Annotated in this window: 16 protein-coding genes; 7 read left to right on the top strand and 9 right to left on the bottom strand. The window is 69.1% G+C overall.

Going from position 1 to position 14,214, the window contains the following annotated elements:
• Window positions 1-164: 164 nt before the first annotated feature.
• Together AB0C35_RS28545 and AB0C35_RS28540 are read left to right on the top strand one after the other, a co-directional pair.
• Complete coding sequence (locus tag AB0C35_RS28545) at window positions 165-1,283, top strand: XRE family transcriptional regulator (RefSeq protein WP_358462115.1); 1,119 nt, start codon at window positions 165-167, stop codon at window positions 1,281-1,283.
• A complete protein-coding gene (locus AB0C35_RS28540; RefSeq protein ID WP_358462112.1) occupies window positions 1,280-1,822 on the top strand; it encodes a hypothetical protein in 543 nt (180 codons plus the stop codon). The genes AB0C35_RS28545 and AB0C35_RS28540 overlap by 4 nt, the downstream gene beginning before the upstream one ends.
• Window positions 1,823-1,878: 56 nt before the next feature.
• On the opposite strand, the gene AB0C35_RS28535 is transcribed toward AB0C35_RS28540, so the two are convergent.
• The gene (locus AB0C35_RS28535) at window positions 1,879-2,094 is read right to left on the bottom strand and encodes a DUF397 domain-containing protein (RefSeq protein ID WP_358462109.1); all 216 of its coding nucleotides are present in this window, start codon (window positions 2,092-2,094) and stop codon (window positions 1,879-1,881) included.
• Complete coding sequence (locus AB0C35_RS28530; RefSeq protein WP_358462106.1) at window positions 2,091-2,906, bottom strand: helix-turn-helix transcriptional regulator; 816 nt, start codon at window positions 2,904-2,906, stop codon at window positions 2,091-2,093. The genes AB0C35_RS28535 and AB0C35_RS28530 overlap by 4 nt, the downstream gene beginning before the upstream one ends.
• 165 nt (window positions 2,907-3,071) lie before the next feature.
• Between AB0C35_RS28530 and AB0C35_RS28525 the strand changes: the two genes are divergently transcribed.
• Complete coding sequence (locus tag AB0C35_RS28525) at window positions 3,072-3,491, top strand: ATP-binding protein (protein WP_358462103.1); 420 nt, start codon at window positions 3,072-3,074, stop codon at window positions 3,489-3,491.
• Window positions 3,488-3,625 carry a hypothetical protein gene (locus AB0C35_RS28520; protein ID WP_358462100.1) on the top strand — a complete coding sequence of 46 codons (138 nt, stop codon included), beginning with the start codon at window positions 3,488-3,490 and terminating at the stop codon, window positions 3,623-3,625. Before AB0C35_RS28525 ends, AB0C35_RS28520 begins: the two co-directional genes overlap by 4 nt.
• 16 nt (window positions 3,626-3,641) lie before the next feature.
• On the opposite strand, the gene AB0C35_RS28515 is transcribed toward AB0C35_RS28520, so the two are convergent.
• The 6 genes from AB0C35_RS28515 to AB0C35_RS28490 form a co-directional block, all read right to left on the bottom strand.
• Window positions 3,642-4,643 (bottom strand): LysR family transcriptional regulator, encoded by a 1,002-nt coding sequence (locus tag AB0C35_RS28515; protein WP_358462097.1) that lies wholly within the window; start codon window positions 4,641-4,643, stop codon window positions 3,642-3,644.
• A gap of 43 nt (window positions 4,644-4,686) precedes the next feature.
• The gene (locus AB0C35_RS28510; protein WP_358462094.1) at window positions 4,687-5,385 is read right to left on the bottom strand and encodes a Crp/Fnr family transcriptional regulator; all 699 of its coding nucleotides are present in this window, start codon (window positions 5,383-5,385) and stop codon (window positions 4,687-4,689) included.
• A gap of 323 nt (window positions 5,386-5,708) precedes the next feature.
• Window positions 5,709-6,479 (bottom strand): succinate dehydrogenase/fumarate reductase iron-sulfur subunit, encoded by a 771-nt coding sequence (locus AB0C35_RS28505; RefSeq protein WP_358462091.1) that lies wholly within the window; start codon window positions 6,477-6,479, stop codon window positions 5,709-5,711.
• On the bottom strand, window positions 6,476-8,521 hold the full coding sequence (locus AB0C35_RS28500; protein WP_358462088.1) for a fumarate reductase/succinate dehydrogenase flavoprotein subunit: 2,046 nt from the start codon (window positions 8,519-8,521) through the stop codon (window positions 6,476-6,478). Before AB0C35_RS28500 ends, AB0C35_RS28505 begins: the two co-directional genes overlap by 4 nt.
• A gap of 12 nt (window positions 8,522-8,533) precedes the next feature.
• Window positions 8,534-9,364 (bottom strand): hypothetical protein, encoded by an 831-nt coding sequence (locus AB0C35_RS28495; RefSeq protein ID WP_358462085.1) that lies wholly within the window; start codon window positions 9,362-9,364, stop codon window positions 8,534-8,536.
• 399 nt (window positions 9,365-9,763) lie between these two features.
• Complete coding sequence (locus AB0C35_RS28490; RefSeq protein ID WP_358462082.1) at window positions 9,764-10,432, bottom strand: hypothetical protein; 669 nt, start codon at window positions 10,430-10,432, stop codon at window positions 9,764-9,766.
• Between the two features lie 125 nt (window positions 10,433-10,557).
• Here AB0C35_RS28490 and AB0C35_RS28485 point away from each other — a divergent pair, with 125 nt between their 5' ends.
• From AB0C35_RS28485 to AB0C35_RS28475, 3 genes are read left to right on the top strand one after another with little or no spacing between them, the layout of a single operon-like run.
• Window positions 10,558-11,133, top strand: coding sequence for a hypothetical protein (locus AB0C35_RS28485; protein ID WP_358462079.1), 576 nt, complete (start codon window positions 10,558-10,560; stop codon window positions 11,131-11,133).
• 5 nt (window positions 11,134-11,138) lie between these two features.
• Window positions 11,139-11,696, top strand: a complete 558-nt coding sequence (locus AB0C35_RS28480) for an OmpA family protein (RefSeq protein ID WP_358462076.1) — start codon at window positions 11,139-11,141, stop codon at window positions 11,694-11,696.
• A 14-nt stretch (window positions 11,697-11,710) separates the two neighbouring features.
• The gene (locus AB0C35_RS28475) at window positions 11,711-12,856 is read left to right on the top strand and encodes an OmpA family protein (protein WP_358462073.1); all 1,146 of its coding nucleotides are present in this window, start codon (window positions 11,711-11,713) and stop codon (window positions 12,854-12,856) included.
• Window positions 12,857-13,218: 362 nt separating this feature from the next.
• Here AB0C35_RS28475 and AB0C35_RS28470 read toward each other — a convergent pair whose 3' ends face one another.
• The gene (locus AB0C35_RS28470) at window positions 13,219-14,067 is read right to left on the bottom strand and encodes a serine/threonine-protein kinase (protein ID WP_358462070.1); all 849 of its coding nucleotides are present in this window, start codon (window positions 14,065-14,067) and stop codon (window positions 13,219-13,221) included.
• Between the last annotated feature and the right edge of the window lie 147 nt (window positions 14,068-14,214).

Here is a 14,214-nt window from a genome sequence, read left to right as displayed (position 1 = left end):
TGGTTCTTCTTGGTCGATGAACCCTCTACCGGAGACCTCGCTGTTTAAGGATCACGACACACCGTCACACACCAGACTTCGAGACAGGCCCTAGCAGCACCCACCCCACGCCACCGAAGAAGCCTCCTCCTGAGCACCGCCGGGTCGTGTGCGATAATGGCACAATGATGGATGAGCAGGGATGGCGCGAGGTGGGGGCGCGTGTCGCGGAGGCCCGAAGCGAACGCGGTCTCAGCCAGGACGCCCTCGCCTCCGAGATCGGACTGGACCGGACCGCCGTCACCAAGATCGAGGCAGGACGACGCCAGATCAGCTCGCTGGAGCTGGTGCGCCTGGCCGACGCCCTGGACCGTCCGCTCCAGTGGTTCGTCCTGCCTCCTCCAGCCGCCGTCGTCAGCCGCCGCACGGCCTTGGAGGGACGACGCAGCGATCCAAAGGGCGATCAGATTCTGGATGCCATCGCACGTGACCTGGCCGTTCTGGCTAGAGTGCACGTCCTCGCGCCTAACGACGCGGTGGGCTCCTTGAGTGCCATCACCCCCGGGGACACCGGATGGCATGTCGAAAAAGCGGCCTCCAGCGCAAGGTCGTTGCTCGGCATGGACACCGGATCCCCACTTCACGATCTCGCCGACGCAGTGGAACGAGTCGGCCTGTACCCATACTCCATGGCTCTCGGCGCCGAGGGCGGCGACGGCGCCTATGTCGAGGTCGAGGGCATCGGTCTGGCGCTCATCAACGGAGACCTCGACGCTGGACGACGCAGATCCACACTCGCCCATGAGCTGGGGCACCATCTCTTCGGCGACCAATATTCCATCGACTGGGGAGCCGGCACCAGCACGACGGAACGGGCTATCGACGCGTTCGCCGCCAATCTGCTCCTTCCCCGCGTCGGGTGCACAGAACGCTGGCGAGCCCTCCGCAAGGAGCACGACCTACGACCCGCCGCCATCACCCTCAGCTCCGAGTACCGGACGAGTTGGACCGCGACCCTGCGCCAACTGAAGAACTTCGGCCTGATCACACACGACGAGTACCGGACACTCGACTCCAGATCCCCAACACGTGCCGACTATCTCGAATGCGGCATGCGGGTCACGGAGGAACTCACCCCCCCTTACGTCCCGACGGGCATCGCCGCGGCCGCCATTCGCGCCTACCGGACCCACCGCCTGTCCGCTGAGCGCGTCACCGAGATGCTGCGCGGCCAGATCGACATCGACGATCTGCCCGTCCGCGATGAGATCCCGTTGGAGGCGCTCCGAGGCGAGCTGCGTTGACCCGCCAACGCCTCGTCATCGACAGCTCGCCGCCGAACTACTTCGCACGCTCCAACCAGCTCCCGATCCTGGAGAAACTGCTGGCGGCTTACGAGTGCTTCATCACGAACGCCGTGGAAGAAGAGCTGCTCCGAGGGGGTCCCAAGCACGCGCAGTTGTACCAGGTGGCGCCCCAACCGTGGCTGACCATCGTCAATGAAACCGCCCTCGGCTATCTCGCCCTGTTCTCCGAATACCACGGAAGTTTCGGGGGCGGGATGCGCAACATCGGCGAGGCGACGACGTTGGCGTATGCGGAGTTCCACGGCATCACCGCGCTGGTCGATGACCGAGCGGGCCGACGCCATGGCCTGGAACGGGGCGTCAAAGTGATCGGCACGCTAGAGCTGCTCTGCGGAGGTGTTCGCGACAAGATCCTGGAGGTGGCGGACGCCGCCGCAGTGGTCGATCTCCTGTCCGATCACGAGGCGTACCTGCCGTGCGACGGCTCCGGCTTCTTCGAGTGGGCACGCTGCGAGGGCCTGCTGGGGCTGGAGTGATCTGCCGGACTGGGCGAGTCGGTCACCTTCCCCGACGCCCGCCTGCCCCGGACCCGCTACCGGGTGGCCGAAGAGCCTTGGCCGGAGGTCTCGTCGTGCTTGACCCAGGCCACCAGCTCGGCGAAGCCCTGGCCGGACAACACCAGATGACCAGCACCGGGCGCCTTGCTGTCCCGCACACCGACGCCCTTCCGCAGGGCTGCAACTTCGACACAGTCACCCGTCGTGCCGGACGTGGAACGGCTGCTCTTGCGCCACTCCGGTGACGTCATGCCAGATCCTCCATGACCTGTCCGATCAAAGTTCGCGAAGCGCCAGGAGACAGCGCTTCGGCGGCAATTCGATCAAACCTTACCCCGTACTCCTGGACCTCGCCGGTGCCGAGCACGAGACGCCCACCGCCGGGTGCCTCCACGAATGCAAGGTCTCTTTCGGGGACGCGGATGACCATGAACGGGCCGTCGAGCCCCTGATGCGCCCCCGCTGATCTGGGCACGACTCGCAAGGTGACGTTCGGCTGTTCTGATACCTCCAAGAGGTGGGCGTTCTGCTCCCGCATGGTCTCCGGGCCGCCGACAGGCCAGTCGATCGCACTCTGAGCCAGCAGCAGCCAGAGGTCGGGAGGATCGGCCCTGTGGACGACCGCTTGCCGGGCCATTCGCGCGGCGACCGCGCCCTCGATGTCCGGCCAACGACCGGACATCAGCAGGGCACGAGCGTAGGCCGGGGTCTGGAAGATCGCCGGCACCAACTGGCCGTGATAGAGGCGCATCAAGGTCGCCCGCGCCTCAAAGATCTCGTATTGCTTCTGCCAGTCCGGGTCGTGGCCGAGTTCCGCGTAGGTGCGCAGCCGGAGGAAGTGGCCACCGGTGTCGAAGTACTCGTCCAGGGCCATGGCCTGTTTCTCATCGATCTTGAGCTCACCCGATTCCAGCCTGGAAACAGTTGAGCGGACGACACCGATGATCCGGCCGAACCGTTCACCGCTCAGCCCGTGCTTGAGCCGATAAAACCGCAGGTCGAAGGCCAGCCAAGCCCACATGGACTCCATCGGGTCGGGGGATTCCCTGAAGCGGCCGTCCATTTTGTCCTCCGGGGGCATGTTCCGCTTTGTTGACGATGTTCCAGGGGAACAGCGACAAGCTAACTCCACGGCGCGATTCTTGTCCCGCGGATCAACGGAAAGGGTGGGCGGAAGATGGGCGTCCGAAATGGGACAAAGGTCGTGAATTCGAACGGATTGGATTGCATGTGCCTTGCGGCGAAGACGCTCGCCGGGGAAATGCGTCAGCGGATCGGGATACGTCTGGACGAGTGGGGCCTGGCCCACCTGGCCGGCGATGTTCTGCTGATCGCGGACGAGTTGATCGTCAACGCGTGCGCGGCGACGCCCGAGCGGAAGATCCGGATCAGGTTCACCAGGGAGCCCGGGGCGGTCCTCGTCGGGGTTTGGGACTCCTCGGACGCGCGGCCCGTCCCCCGTCCGGTCACCGAACTCACGCTGGACGACATCATTCCCGACCCCGAGGCGCTCGACCCGGGTCACTACGAAGGAGGACGGGGCCTGGCGATCGTCCGGGCGTTGGCATCCGAATGCGGAATCACCGCGACGCAGCCGTCCGGAAAATGGGTGTGGGCACGGTGCGCGATCGGAAACGTTCCTTGTTGACGGCGTTTCTGCTCGGCGTCCACGCCCTGGCCGTCATCTGGTTGTCGGCCGAGTACCTGCGCCGGCTCATGGACGAGATGCCCGATGACGCCGCCGCTCCTGAACAGCAGGGCGGTTCTCGTCGGACGCGTTGAAGGTGCCCCAGCGGGCTCAGTCGTGGACGAGGGTTTCGACGCCCGGTGGGAGGCTGCCGGCCAGGCCCGCTTCTACGAGGAACGTTTCCAAAGTGTCCTGGAAGGCGCGGGCGGCGTGGGTCAGTTCGACGTCCTTGCGGTGGGCGAGGGCGATGGTGCGGAGCAGGCCGGGGCCGTGGCGGCCGCGGCGTGCCTCGTCGTCGGCCAGGACGAGCGGGGTGCCGCGCAGGCCGGGCCGTCCTGCGAGGACCATGCTCGGGACGACCGCGATCCCGAGACCGACCTCGACAAAGCGCAGGACCGCGTCCATTTCTCCGCCCTCCACCGCGAACCTGGGTTCGAAACCGGCGGCGCGGCATGCGCTGATGGTCGCCTCACGCAGGTCGTAGCCGGGACGGAACATCACCAGCGGGCGGTTCCGCAGATCCTCGATGCGCAGGTACGAACGGCGCGGCAGCTGCGCCGCCTTCAGGGAACCCTCTGGGACCGCCGGGTCGGCGCCCGTCGGGGAGGCCACGACGAGGAACTCGCGCAGTATCGGGGTGGTGTCCAGTGGAGGGTCGCCCTGGAGCGGAAGGATGACCAGGGCCATGTCCAGGGAACCGCGGGTCAACTCCCGGACCAGGTCACGCGAGCCGCCCTCCTCGACGAGGAGCTGAATCCCCGGGTACGCGTCGTGGAAGCGGCGCAGGACGTCCGCCAGGAGGCCCGCGCAGAGGGACGGTGTAGCACCGAGCCGGACCCGGCCGCGTTTGAGGCCGGCGAGTTCCTGCACTTCCAGGCGGGCGGTGTCGACGTCGGCCAGTATGCGTTTCGCCAGTGGCAGCAGAGCCTCACCGGCGGGCGTCAGGGTGATGTTCCCCCGGGCGCGGCTGAACAGGGAGACGTTCAGCTCGCTTTCCAGTGCGCGGATCTGCTTCGACAGCGAGGGTTGCGCCACCCGCAGGAGCTCGGCGGCCTGCGTGAAGTGGCGTACCTCCGCGACCGCGACGAAGTAGGCGAGCTGCTGCAACTGCATCCTGCACAGAGTACGGGTCGCGCGCCCGCATGCGCCCGGCGGGTCAGCGGGCGTGGCGGCGGAGTGCCTGCAGGTCATGGACGATCAGGCGCCGCCGTCCCGTCTCGATCCAGCCGTGCGCGCGTAACGTCCGCAGCGCCTTGCTGACCGCCTCACGGGACGCGCCGACCCAGCCGGCCAGCTCCTCCTGCGACAGGTTCAGCGTGATGCGGACGCTCTGGCCCTCCTCCCCCGGGCCCGTCCGGCGGTCGTACGGCACCCCGAACCGCTCGGCCAGTTCGACGAGGCGCTGCGCGACACGGCCGGTGGCGTCGAACATGCCGAACTCGGCGCGTTTGCGGTCGGCGTCCCGCCAGCGCTGGCACAGCATCCGCATGATGATGATGGAGACGCGGCCGTGGGCCTGCAGGAACGCCGTGAACTCGTCCGCCGTGACCGCGAGCGCCCGCACCGGTTCGAGGGCGGCGACCGACGCCGAGCGCGGCAGCCCGTCGATCGCGGCGACCTCCCCGAGGAGCGCCCCCGGGCCGCGCACCGCGAGCAGCGCCTCGCCGCCCTGCTCGCGGTAGGAGAACGCCTTGACCCGGCCCCTCAGCAGGACGGCGACCCAGCCCGGCTGCTCCCCCTCGGCGAAGAGCGTCTCACCTCGTTCGAAGTCGCGGACGCGGCCACGGGACTCCAGGTCCGCTCGCTCCGCCGAAGTGAGATCGGCGAGGAACGAACCCTGTTCGAGGGCGCTCATGTCCACCACGCTAAAGGGCCCCGGGCTTTCCGGGGCCCCGGAAAGCAATCACGAATCCATCACGCGTTGTGTGCACTATTCCCTGTTCGGATTTCCGGAGGTGCGTGAGTGTTGTTCGCGGCGTGTGCGGTCGGCAGGCCGTCCAGCGTCCACGTCGTTCAAGGGGAACGGCGGAGCGGCGGGCGGCGTTCCGGGGGCACGCCGCCCGCCGTGCTCCGGGAGCGCCGCTTGCCAGAGCGCCGTTCCCACGGCGGAACGCGAACGTCCCCCGCCGCGCGGGGCGGTGGGGGACGTTCACGAAAGCGCCGCGGGCGGCCGGGCCGTCAGGCCGACGGGGTGTCCTGGCCCTTCCGGACGATGCCGAGCTTGTTGCCGAGCCACACCACCGGGTCGTACTTGCGGCCCACGACCCGCTCCTTCATCGGAATCAGGGCGTTGTCGGTGATCTTGATGTGCTCGGGGCAGACCTCGGTGCAGCACTTGGTGATGTTGCAGAAGCCGAGGCCGTGGTCGTCCTGCGCGATGTTGCGCCGGTCCGCGACGTCCGCGGGGTGCATCTCCAGCTCACTGATCCGCATCAGGAAACGCGGGCCGGCGTAGTTCTCCTTGTTGTCGTCGTGGTCGCGGATGACGTGGCAGACGTCCTGGCACAGGAAGCACTCGATGCACTTGCGGAACTCCTGCGACCGCTCCACGTCCACCTGCTGCATGCGCAGCTCACCGGGCTTGGCGTCACCCGGGTCGAACGACGGGATCTCCCGCGCCTTCTGGTAGTTGAACGACACGTCCGTGACCAGGTCGCGGATCACGGGGAACGTGAGGATCGGCGTGACCGTCACCGTCTCGTCCGGGTCGAACGTCGACATCCGGGTCATGCACAGCAGCCGCGGCATGCCGTTGATCTCCGCGGAGCACGAGCCGCACTTGCCCGCCTTGCAGTTCCACCGGACGGCGAGGTCGGGCGCCTGCGTGGCCTGCAGCCGGTGGATGATGTCGAGGACGACCTCGCCCTCGTTCACCTCGACGGTGTAGTCGACGAGTTCCCCGTCGCCGTCGTCACCGCGCCAGACCTTGAACTTGGCCTCGTAGCTCATCGGTCGCCCTCCTCGTCCTTCTTCTCGGCGGCGGCCTCGTCGGCCGCCCCGTCGGCTGCCTCGTCGGCCGCCAGGGCGGTCGCGCCGGACCCGGCCGCGGCCTCCGCCTCCTCCGTCTTGACCTCCTCGGCCAGGACGGCCGGCAGCTCCTCGGCGGTCAGGTACTTCTTCAGCTCGTCGTTCTCGAACAGCTCCAGCAGGTCGTCGCGCATCGGCGTCATGTCCTGCCGCTTCAGCTCGACGTGCGGGGAGGACGGGTCGCCGGCCAGCGAGCAGACCAGGTTGACCTTCCGCCAGTCCGCCGACATCTGCGGGTAGTCGTCGCGGGTGTGGCCGCCGCGGCTCTCCTGCCGCTCCAGCGCCGCCTTGGCGACCGCCTCCGACACCAGCAGCATGTTCCGCAGGTCGAGCGCGAGGTGCCAGCCCGGGTGGTAGCCGCGCCCGTCGTTCACCGCGACGGGGTCGACGCTCACGTTGGCGACCCGCTCACGGAGCTTGCCGAGCGCCTCCAGCGCCTGCTTCAGCTCCTCTTCCTTGCGGATGATGCCGACCAGCTCGTTCATCGTCTGCTGGAGCTCGGCGTGGACGGCGTAGGGGTTCTCGCCGCCCTCCCGCTCGAACGGCGCGAGCGCCTCCGCCGTGGCCGCCTCGACCTCGGTGTCGGACACGGCGGGACGCGCCGGCAGCCCGTCCACGTACTCGGACGCGCCGAGCCCCGCCCGCCGACCGAACACCAGGAGGTCCGACAGGGAGTTGCCGCCGAGCCGGTTCGAGCCGTGCATGCCGCCGGAGACCTCGCCCGCGGCGAACAGCCCCGGCACCAGCGCCGCCCCCGTGTCCGGGTCGACCTCCACGCCGCCCATCACGTAGTGGCAGGTCGGGCCGACCTCCATCGCCTCCTTGGTGATGTCGACGTCCGCCAGCTCCTTGAACTGGTGGTACATCGACGGGAGCCGCTTGACGATCTCGGCGGCGCCGCCCGGCATCCGGTCGACGACGGTGAGGAACACCCCGCCGTGCGGCGATCCCCGCCCGGCCTTCACCTCCGAGTTGATCGCGCGGGCCACCTCGTCACGCGGCAGCAGCTCGGGGGGACGCTTGTTGTTCGCGGGGTCGTCGTACCAGCGGTCGCCCTCCTCCTCGGTGGTGGCGTACTGGTCCTTGAACACCTCGGGGATGTAGTCGAACATGAACCGCTTGCCCTCGGAGTTGCGCAGGACGCCGCGGTCGCCGCGCACCGACTCCGTCACCAGGATGCCCTTGACGGACGGCGGCCAGACCATCCCGGTCGGGTGGAACTGCACGAACTCCATGTTCAGCAGCGTCCCGCCCGCCAGCAGGGCCAGCGCGTGGCCGTCCCCGGTGTACTCCCAGGAGTTGGACGTGACCTTGAACGCCTTGCCGATGCCGCCGGTCGCCAGCACCACGGCGGGCGCCTCGAACACGACGAACTTGCCGGTCTCGCGGACGTAGCCGAACGCGCCGCAGATCTTGCCGTCGTCGTCCTTCAGCAACCGGGTGACCGTCGTCTCGGCCCATACCTTGAGGTTGGCCTCGTAGTCGCCGTGCTCGGCGTGGTCCTCCTGCTGGAGGGCGACGATCTTCTGCTGGGCGGTGCGGATCAGCTCCAGGCCCGTCCGGTCGCCGACGTGCGCCAGCCGCGGGTACTCGTGCCCGCCGAAGTTGCGCTGGCTGATCTTGCCGTCCTTGGTGCGGTCGAACAGCGCGCCCCACAGCTCCAGCTCCCACACCCGGTCCGGAGACTCCTTGGCGTGCAGCTCGGCCATCCGCCAGCTGTTCATGAACTTGCCGCCGCGCATCGTGTCGCGGAAGTGAACCATCCAGTTGTCGTTGGAGTTCACGTTGCCCATCGCGGCCGCGGCGCCGCCCTCGGCCATCACCGTGTGCGCCTTGCCGAACAGCGACTTGGAGATGATCGCGGTCTTCTTGCCCTGGAGGCGCGCCTCGATCGCCGCGCGCAGCCCGGCACCGCCGGCACCGATCACCACGACGTCGTACGAGTGCCTCTCGATCTCAGTCATGATTCCTTGGCCTCAGTTGAAGATACGCAGGTCGGAGATGGTCTCGCTGGCGACCAGCGCGATGTAGAGGTCGGCCACCACCAGCGAGCCCAGCGTGATCAGGGCGTAGGTGCCGTGCCGCTCGTTGATCTTGGACACCCAGCCCCACATCCGGTACCGGAACGGGTGCTTGGAGAAGTTCTTCAGCCGCCCGCCCACGATGTGCCGGCACGAGTGGCACGACAGGGTGTACAGCCACAGCAGGACCACGTTCCCGACCAGGATGAGCGTGCCGAGCCCGATGCCGAACCCGCCGTCCTTGCCGTGGAAGGCGAGGATCGCGTCGTAGGTGTTGACGAGGGAGATCAGGACGGCCGCCACCCAGAAGTAGCGGTGCAGGTTCTGCCCGATCAGCGGGAAGCGCCGCTCCCCGGTGTACTTGCCGTGCGGCTCCCGCACCGCGCACGCGGCCGGCGACGCCCAGAACGAGCGGTAGTACGCCTTGCGGTAGTAGTAGCAGGTCAGCCGGAACAGCAGCAGGAACGGCAGCGAGATCGCCGCGAACGGGATCCAGCCCCGGGTGCCCGCCGGGAGGAACGTCCCGAACTCCGCGGCACTGCCGGTGTGGCCGTTCACCGTGACGTTGTTGCAGATCTCGTTCAGGCACGGCGAGTAGAACGGCGTCAGATAGTGGAACTCCGGCACGTAGAACGCGGCGCCCCAGAAGGCCCGGACGGTCGCGTACACCACCCACGCCGTGAAGATCACGAATATCGACACCGGATACAGGCGCCAGTTGTCCTTGCGGAGCGTACGTTCCTTGAACTGGGCGCGCGATTTCGCCGGCGCCTCCACAGTGCTCATCGATCGCTCTCCTGAGCTCGGGTCGTCGTGGCCCCGTACCACGGTCTGAACGCACTCGTTCGGCCGTCGCGCCCCGGCCGCCGGCCTCATGCGCGTGAGCCGCCGGCCCATGCGCCAGAGCCGATGGCCATGCGTCCCGGCCCGGGCCGCCCGGCGGCGGCCGGAAGCCGCGCCGCCATGCGGACGGTGACGCCTCGTGTGCGCTTCTAGCGAAGCGACCCTACGCCACCTTCCGGTGGCTGTGACATACACAACAGCCAGACCCGCATGTGAGCCTGACCACAGACTTTAGCCCCCCGACGCCCCGTTGGCACCGCCCGCCATCCATAGCCAGTTGTTATGGCCCAGCGGAATCGAGACGAGTGCACTACGGCATGACCGTCCTCCAGCCCCCCAGAGTTACACCTGGCCGAGGATCGTCCGGATGAAGTGGGCCTCGGCCTCGCTCGCACGGCCGGTGCCGTATACGCGCAGAACCTCCGCGAGATCCGGGTAGCGCTCGGCGATCAGCGCGGCGGCGGCCTCGATCTCGGCCGCGGAGGCGACCTCCCGCAGGACGGTCTGGACGAGGCGCGCCGACTCGGCGGGACCCCGGGCGCCGGCGGCCTGGTCGCCCACCGCCCGCTCACCGGTGGCGCGGGGATGCTCGCCGGAATCGCGGGAGTGGTTTCCTGCGCGAGGATGCTCGCCCGAGGCGCGGCCGGACGGGACGCGTTCGGGGGTGGTGACGCGCAGCCCCGTGGTGGTGGCCGCCGACTCGCCCCGGATCTCCTCCAGGCGTTCCTTGATCTCGGCGGCGGTCATCGCGTCGAACGCGGGCCCGGCGACGAGCTCCTCGACCGCCATCAGCCGGTGCAGCACGGCCGGGTTGCTGATCTTCGCCCGCTGGCCAGACATGAGCTGGGAGAGCATCGGCGCGGACAGGCCGAGCACGCCGGCCAGGCCGGACTGCGAGAGCGCGAGCCGGTCGAGGAGCGGGCGGACGCGCTCGCCGAGCGGCTCGCCGTACCACTCGGTCTGCAGCGCGCGGTTCCGGACCACCGTGTCCTCGGCGACGGCCAACCTCATCAACCCCCTTGACGATTCGCAAGTGCAAATACTATATTCGCGAACGCACACACGAGACTGCGCTCCTAGCTATGGTGCCACGGAAGATGACGTTTGCATATGCGACAAACCAGGGAGGACCGAACATGCGTCTCTCACATCGGCTGGCGATCGCCGCGGCCGCAGCGCTGCTCTTCACCGGGCTGACCGGCTGCTCCGTGCTGGAGGGCGGCTCCGAGTCCGCGTCCGGCGGAGAGCGGTCCGGGGGCACGGCGGGCGAGACCGTCGAGGGCGGCGAACCCGGCTTCGACGCCGCCGGAGACCCGGTGACCAAGGGGACCTTCGACACCCCGATCGCCCCCGGCGCCAAGGTCGACATCGCGATCATGGGCATCAAGGTCAGGGGCAAGCTGGCAATCCTCAGCACGCAGTTCACCCCGCACATCCCGCCGGGCGGCGAGGACAACCCCAACCCCTACAACCTGAACGGCAGGAACGGCCTCGGCACCTCGCTGATCGACCCGGTGAACCTCAAGCGATACGTGGTCGTGAAGGACTCCAGCGGCGACGAACTGGAGACCGACGACATCTTCACGCACATCGCCAACAACCAGACCGGCAACTTCACCTACACCTTCGCCGCACCGCCCGAGAACGTGAAGGTCGTGGACGTGCAGATCGGTTCATGGCCCACCTTCCGCAACATCCCGGTCGAGCGGTGACCGGCATGCGTCGCACGATCCTCGTCACGAGCGTCCTCGGCCTGGTGATGGCCGTACCGGCGGTGGCCGGCGCGGCCCCGGACGTCCCCGACGCCAACATCGCCAAGTCCGTGCACACCATCGAAGCGGCCAAGTACGTGCGCGACATCAACCTGTCCGAAGCGGTCGTCCCGCTGGAGACCGAGGAGGACGACGGCCGGCAGGTCACCGTCCGCATCTCGGCGGACGTCCTGTTCGACTTCGGCAAGGCGACGCTCACCGATGCCGCCAAACGGCGCATCACCGCACTCGCGGAACGGCTGCGCGACGTCAAGGGCACCGTCCGGGTGTCCGGCCACACCGACTCGGTCGGTTCCGACGACTACAACATGACCCTCTCGAAGGAGCGCGCCGAGGCGGTCAAGGCCGAACTGCGGCGCGCTCTGCAGGGGTCCGGCCCGCGCATCGAGGCCAAGGGCCACGGCGAGACCGAGCCCGTCGCCGACAACGAGAAGGGCGGCAAGGACAACCCCGCGGGCCGCGCCAAGAACCGCCGAGTCGACATCACCTACGAGAAGGGTTGACCACCGTGAAGCGCGTGTCACGCATCCTCGTCGCCGTGGTGGCGACCGGCCTTGCCCTGTCCGCATGCGGCTTAGGGGACGACGGCCGTCCGAAGAACAAGGCGGGTAGCGCGTCCACGGGCACCGCGCCGGTCTCCACCCCGCCGCCCTCCCCCGGGCCTGAGCCGACGAGCTGCCCGAACGGCGGCCGGCTGATCGAGGCCGTCGACATTCCCGCCGTCCACGCCGACCCCGTGCACATCCCCGCGGCGACCGTCGGCGGCCAGAAGATCCCGGCCGTGACGATCCCGGGCGTCGACATCCCGGCCGCGCACATCCCCGCGCAGTGCGTCGAGCACAAGCCGACGCCCGGCGGCTGCCTCGGCGCGGTCGCCATCCCGGGGACGTCGATCCCGGGCACCGCCATCCCAGCGGCGCGGATCCCCGGCGTCCGGGGCCCCGGCATCAACGCCGAGCCGGTGGAGGAACCGGCGGTGACACAGGCGCCCGTCACCCAAGCGGCGGTCGCACAGCCGGAGGTCTGCCAGGGCAAGCCCTCCGAAGAGGGACAGTACGTCGCCTCTGTGTACCGCCCCTCCCTCTACCGGCCGTCGCTCTACCGGCCCTCCCTTTACCGGCCCGCGCTGTACCGTCCGAGCGCCTGCAACGACAAGGGGGAATGCATCCCGGCCATCTCCGTCCCCTCCGTATCGGTCCCGTCGGTCAGTGTCCGCTCGGTGAGCGTCCCGTCCGCATCCCTCAAGTCGTACGTCGCCGGTCCGGGCCAGGTCATCAAGGGGGAGGACAAGATCGCCTACAACATCGAGGCGGACGTCCTGTTCGACTTCGGCAAGGCCGACATCAAGCCCGACGCCGCGAACGGGCTCGCCGAGGTGGCCCGGTCGATCCGGAAGGAGGTTCCGTCCGGCGCCACCGTCCAGGTGGACGGACACACCGACTCCAAGGGCGACCCCGCGTCCAACAAGACGCTCTCCGAACGCCGCGCGCAGGCCATCGTCGACTGGCTGGCCACCAAGGGCGGCATCGACCGCTCCCGCCTGAAGGCCACCGGCTACGGCGAGACCAAACCGGCCGCTCCCAACACCAGGCCCGACGGCTCCGACGACCCGGAAGGCCGCGCCAAGAACCGCCGCGTAGTCATCTCAGCCACCCACTCCTGACCCCGCCACGCCCCGACTCGGGCCCGCCGAGCGCAACGCTCACCACGGGCACCGGCCGACTGGTCTGCGCGGCACCGGCCGACTGGTCTGCGCGGCACAGGTCGACTGGTCAGCGCGGCACAGGTCGACTGGTCAGCGCGGCACCAGTCGGCGAACCAACGGGGCGGCGGCCAGCGGGTCACCGCGGGTACCGGCCGACTGGTCAGCGCGGCACAGGTCGACGGGTCAGCGCGGCACCGGCTGGCGGTGCACCACGGCACCGGCCGACTGGTCAGCGCGGCACCGGCCGGCGGTCACCGCGGGACCGGTCGGCGAGCCAACGGGCGGCGGCCGACAGGTCACCGCGGGCACCGGTTGACGGGTCAACGGGGCGGCGGGCCCAGATGGTCGAAGATCTGCAGGCGCTCCCCGTCCAGCGTGCGGACGGGGAACTGCAACTGCAAACCGCATGCGGCCAGAACCCGGCGCGCGGCGTCGGCGTCGCCCGGACGCCGGGCCGGGTCGGCGGCGCACAGCTGCGCGACGACCGCCCACAGCCTGGGCGGAACCCCGGCGGGCGGCGCCCCCACCCGCTGGCGCGGTTCGGGGTCGCCCGCCCCGGTCAGCATCCGCCAGCAGACCATGCCGGCGGCGTACAGATCCTGGCGCGGCCCCGGACGGTTCCAGTCGAGCACCTCGGGCGCCAGGTATCCCGGCGTTCCCACGGTGAAGCCCGTCGTGGTGAACCGCATCCCGTCGTCCCCCAGCGCGATCCCGAAGTCCGCCAGCCGGACGTGCGGTGCCCCGACCGGGCTGGGCTCCAGCAGCATGTTCGCGGGCTTCACGTCCCTGTGCACGACACCCGCCCCGTGGATGTGGCTCAACGCGGCCAGCAACTGGTCGAGTACCTCCGCCGCGTAGGCCGGGGGAAGCCGGCCGTAGTCACCGAGGAGCGTCTCCAGCGAGCCGCCGCTCACCAGGTCCATCGCGAGGAGCACATCGTCGTCCGCCATGCACGACGCGTACGGCGTCAGCACGTGCGGATGCGCCAGCCGCAACGCCCGCTCGCGGACGACCCGAAGCATCGACGTGGGCCCTCGCTGCCGGACGAGCTTGGCCGCGCAGTAGCGCCCCTCCCCGTGGTCGTACGCCCGCCACACACGGCTCGTTCCTCCCATCCCGATCCGGTCGAGCATGGTGAACCGACCGCCGATCACCCACCCCGCATTCACGGAAACGATCGTACGGAAATCCCCCGCCTGCCCGGCCCCGCGGTGTCCGTTTTCTGCTTCCTTGTCAACACATCGGGGGTGTCGAGTGTCCAATATGTGAAGGTGCACGCACCCCGTGGATCCCGCCGCCTTCATAGACTGACGAAC

Origin of the sequence: Spirillospora sp. NPDC048819, from assembly GCF_040650055.1 — a bacterium.
Taxonomy (GTDB): Bacteria; Actinomycetota; Actinomycetes; order Streptosporangiales; family Streptosporangiaceae; genus Spirillospora.
This window is presented reverse-complemented; position numbering and strand designations above follow the sequence as displayed.

Excerpts from the sequence above, each read along its gene's own strand:
- AB0C35_RS28525 (WP_358462103.1), top strand. The coding sequence starts at position 3,072 with ATGTGCCTTGCGGCGAAGACGCTCGCCGGGGAAATGCGTCAGCGGATC.
- AB0C35_RS28530 (WP_358462106.1), bottom strand. The coding sequence starts at position 2,906 with ATGGACGGCCGCTTCAGGGAATCCCCCGACCCGATGGAGTCCATGTGG.
- AB0C35_RS28500 (WP_358462088.1), bottom strand. The coding sequence starts at position 8,521 with ATGACTGAGATCGAGAGGCACTCGTACGACGTCGTGGTGATCGGTGCC.
- AB0C35_RS28505 (WP_358462091.1), bottom strand. The coding sequence starts at position 6,479 with ATGAGCTACGAGGCCAAGTTCAAGGTCTGGCGCGGTGACGACGGCGAC.
- AB0C35_RS28545 (WP_358462115.1), top strand. The coding sequence starts at position 165 with ATGATGGATGAGCAGGGATGGCGCGAGGTGGGGGCGCGTGTCGCGGAG.
- AB0C35_RS28490 (WP_358462082.1), bottom strand. The coding sequence starts at position 10,432 with ATGAGGTTGGCCGTCGCCGAGGACACGGTGGTCCGGAACCGCGCGCTG.
- AB0C35_RS28480 (WP_358462076.1), top strand. The coding sequence starts at position 11,139 with ATGCGTCGCACGATCCTCGTCACGAGCGTCCTCGGCCTGGTGATGGCC.
- AB0C35_RS28510 (WP_358462094.1), bottom strand. The coding sequence starts at position 5,385 with ATGAGCGCCCTCGAACAGGGTTCGTTCCTCGCCGATCTCACTTCGGCG.
- AB0C35_RS28485 (WP_358462079.1), top strand. The coding sequence starts at position 10,558 with ATGCGTCTCTCACATCGGCTGGCGATCGCCGCGGCCGCAGCGCTGCTC.
- AB0C35_RS28535 (WP_358462109.1), bottom strand. The coding sequence starts at position 2,094 with ATGACGTCACCGGAGTGGCGCAAGAGCAGCCGTTCCACGTCCGGCACG.
- AB0C35_RS28515 (WP_358462097.1), bottom strand. The coding sequence starts at position 4,643 with ATGCAGTTGCAGCAGCTCGCCTACTTCGTCGCGGTCGCGGAGGTACGC.
- AB0C35_RS28495 (WP_358462085.1), bottom strand. The coding sequence starts at position 9,364 with ATGAGCACTGTGGAGGCGCCGGCGAAATCGCGCGCCCAGTTCAAGGAA.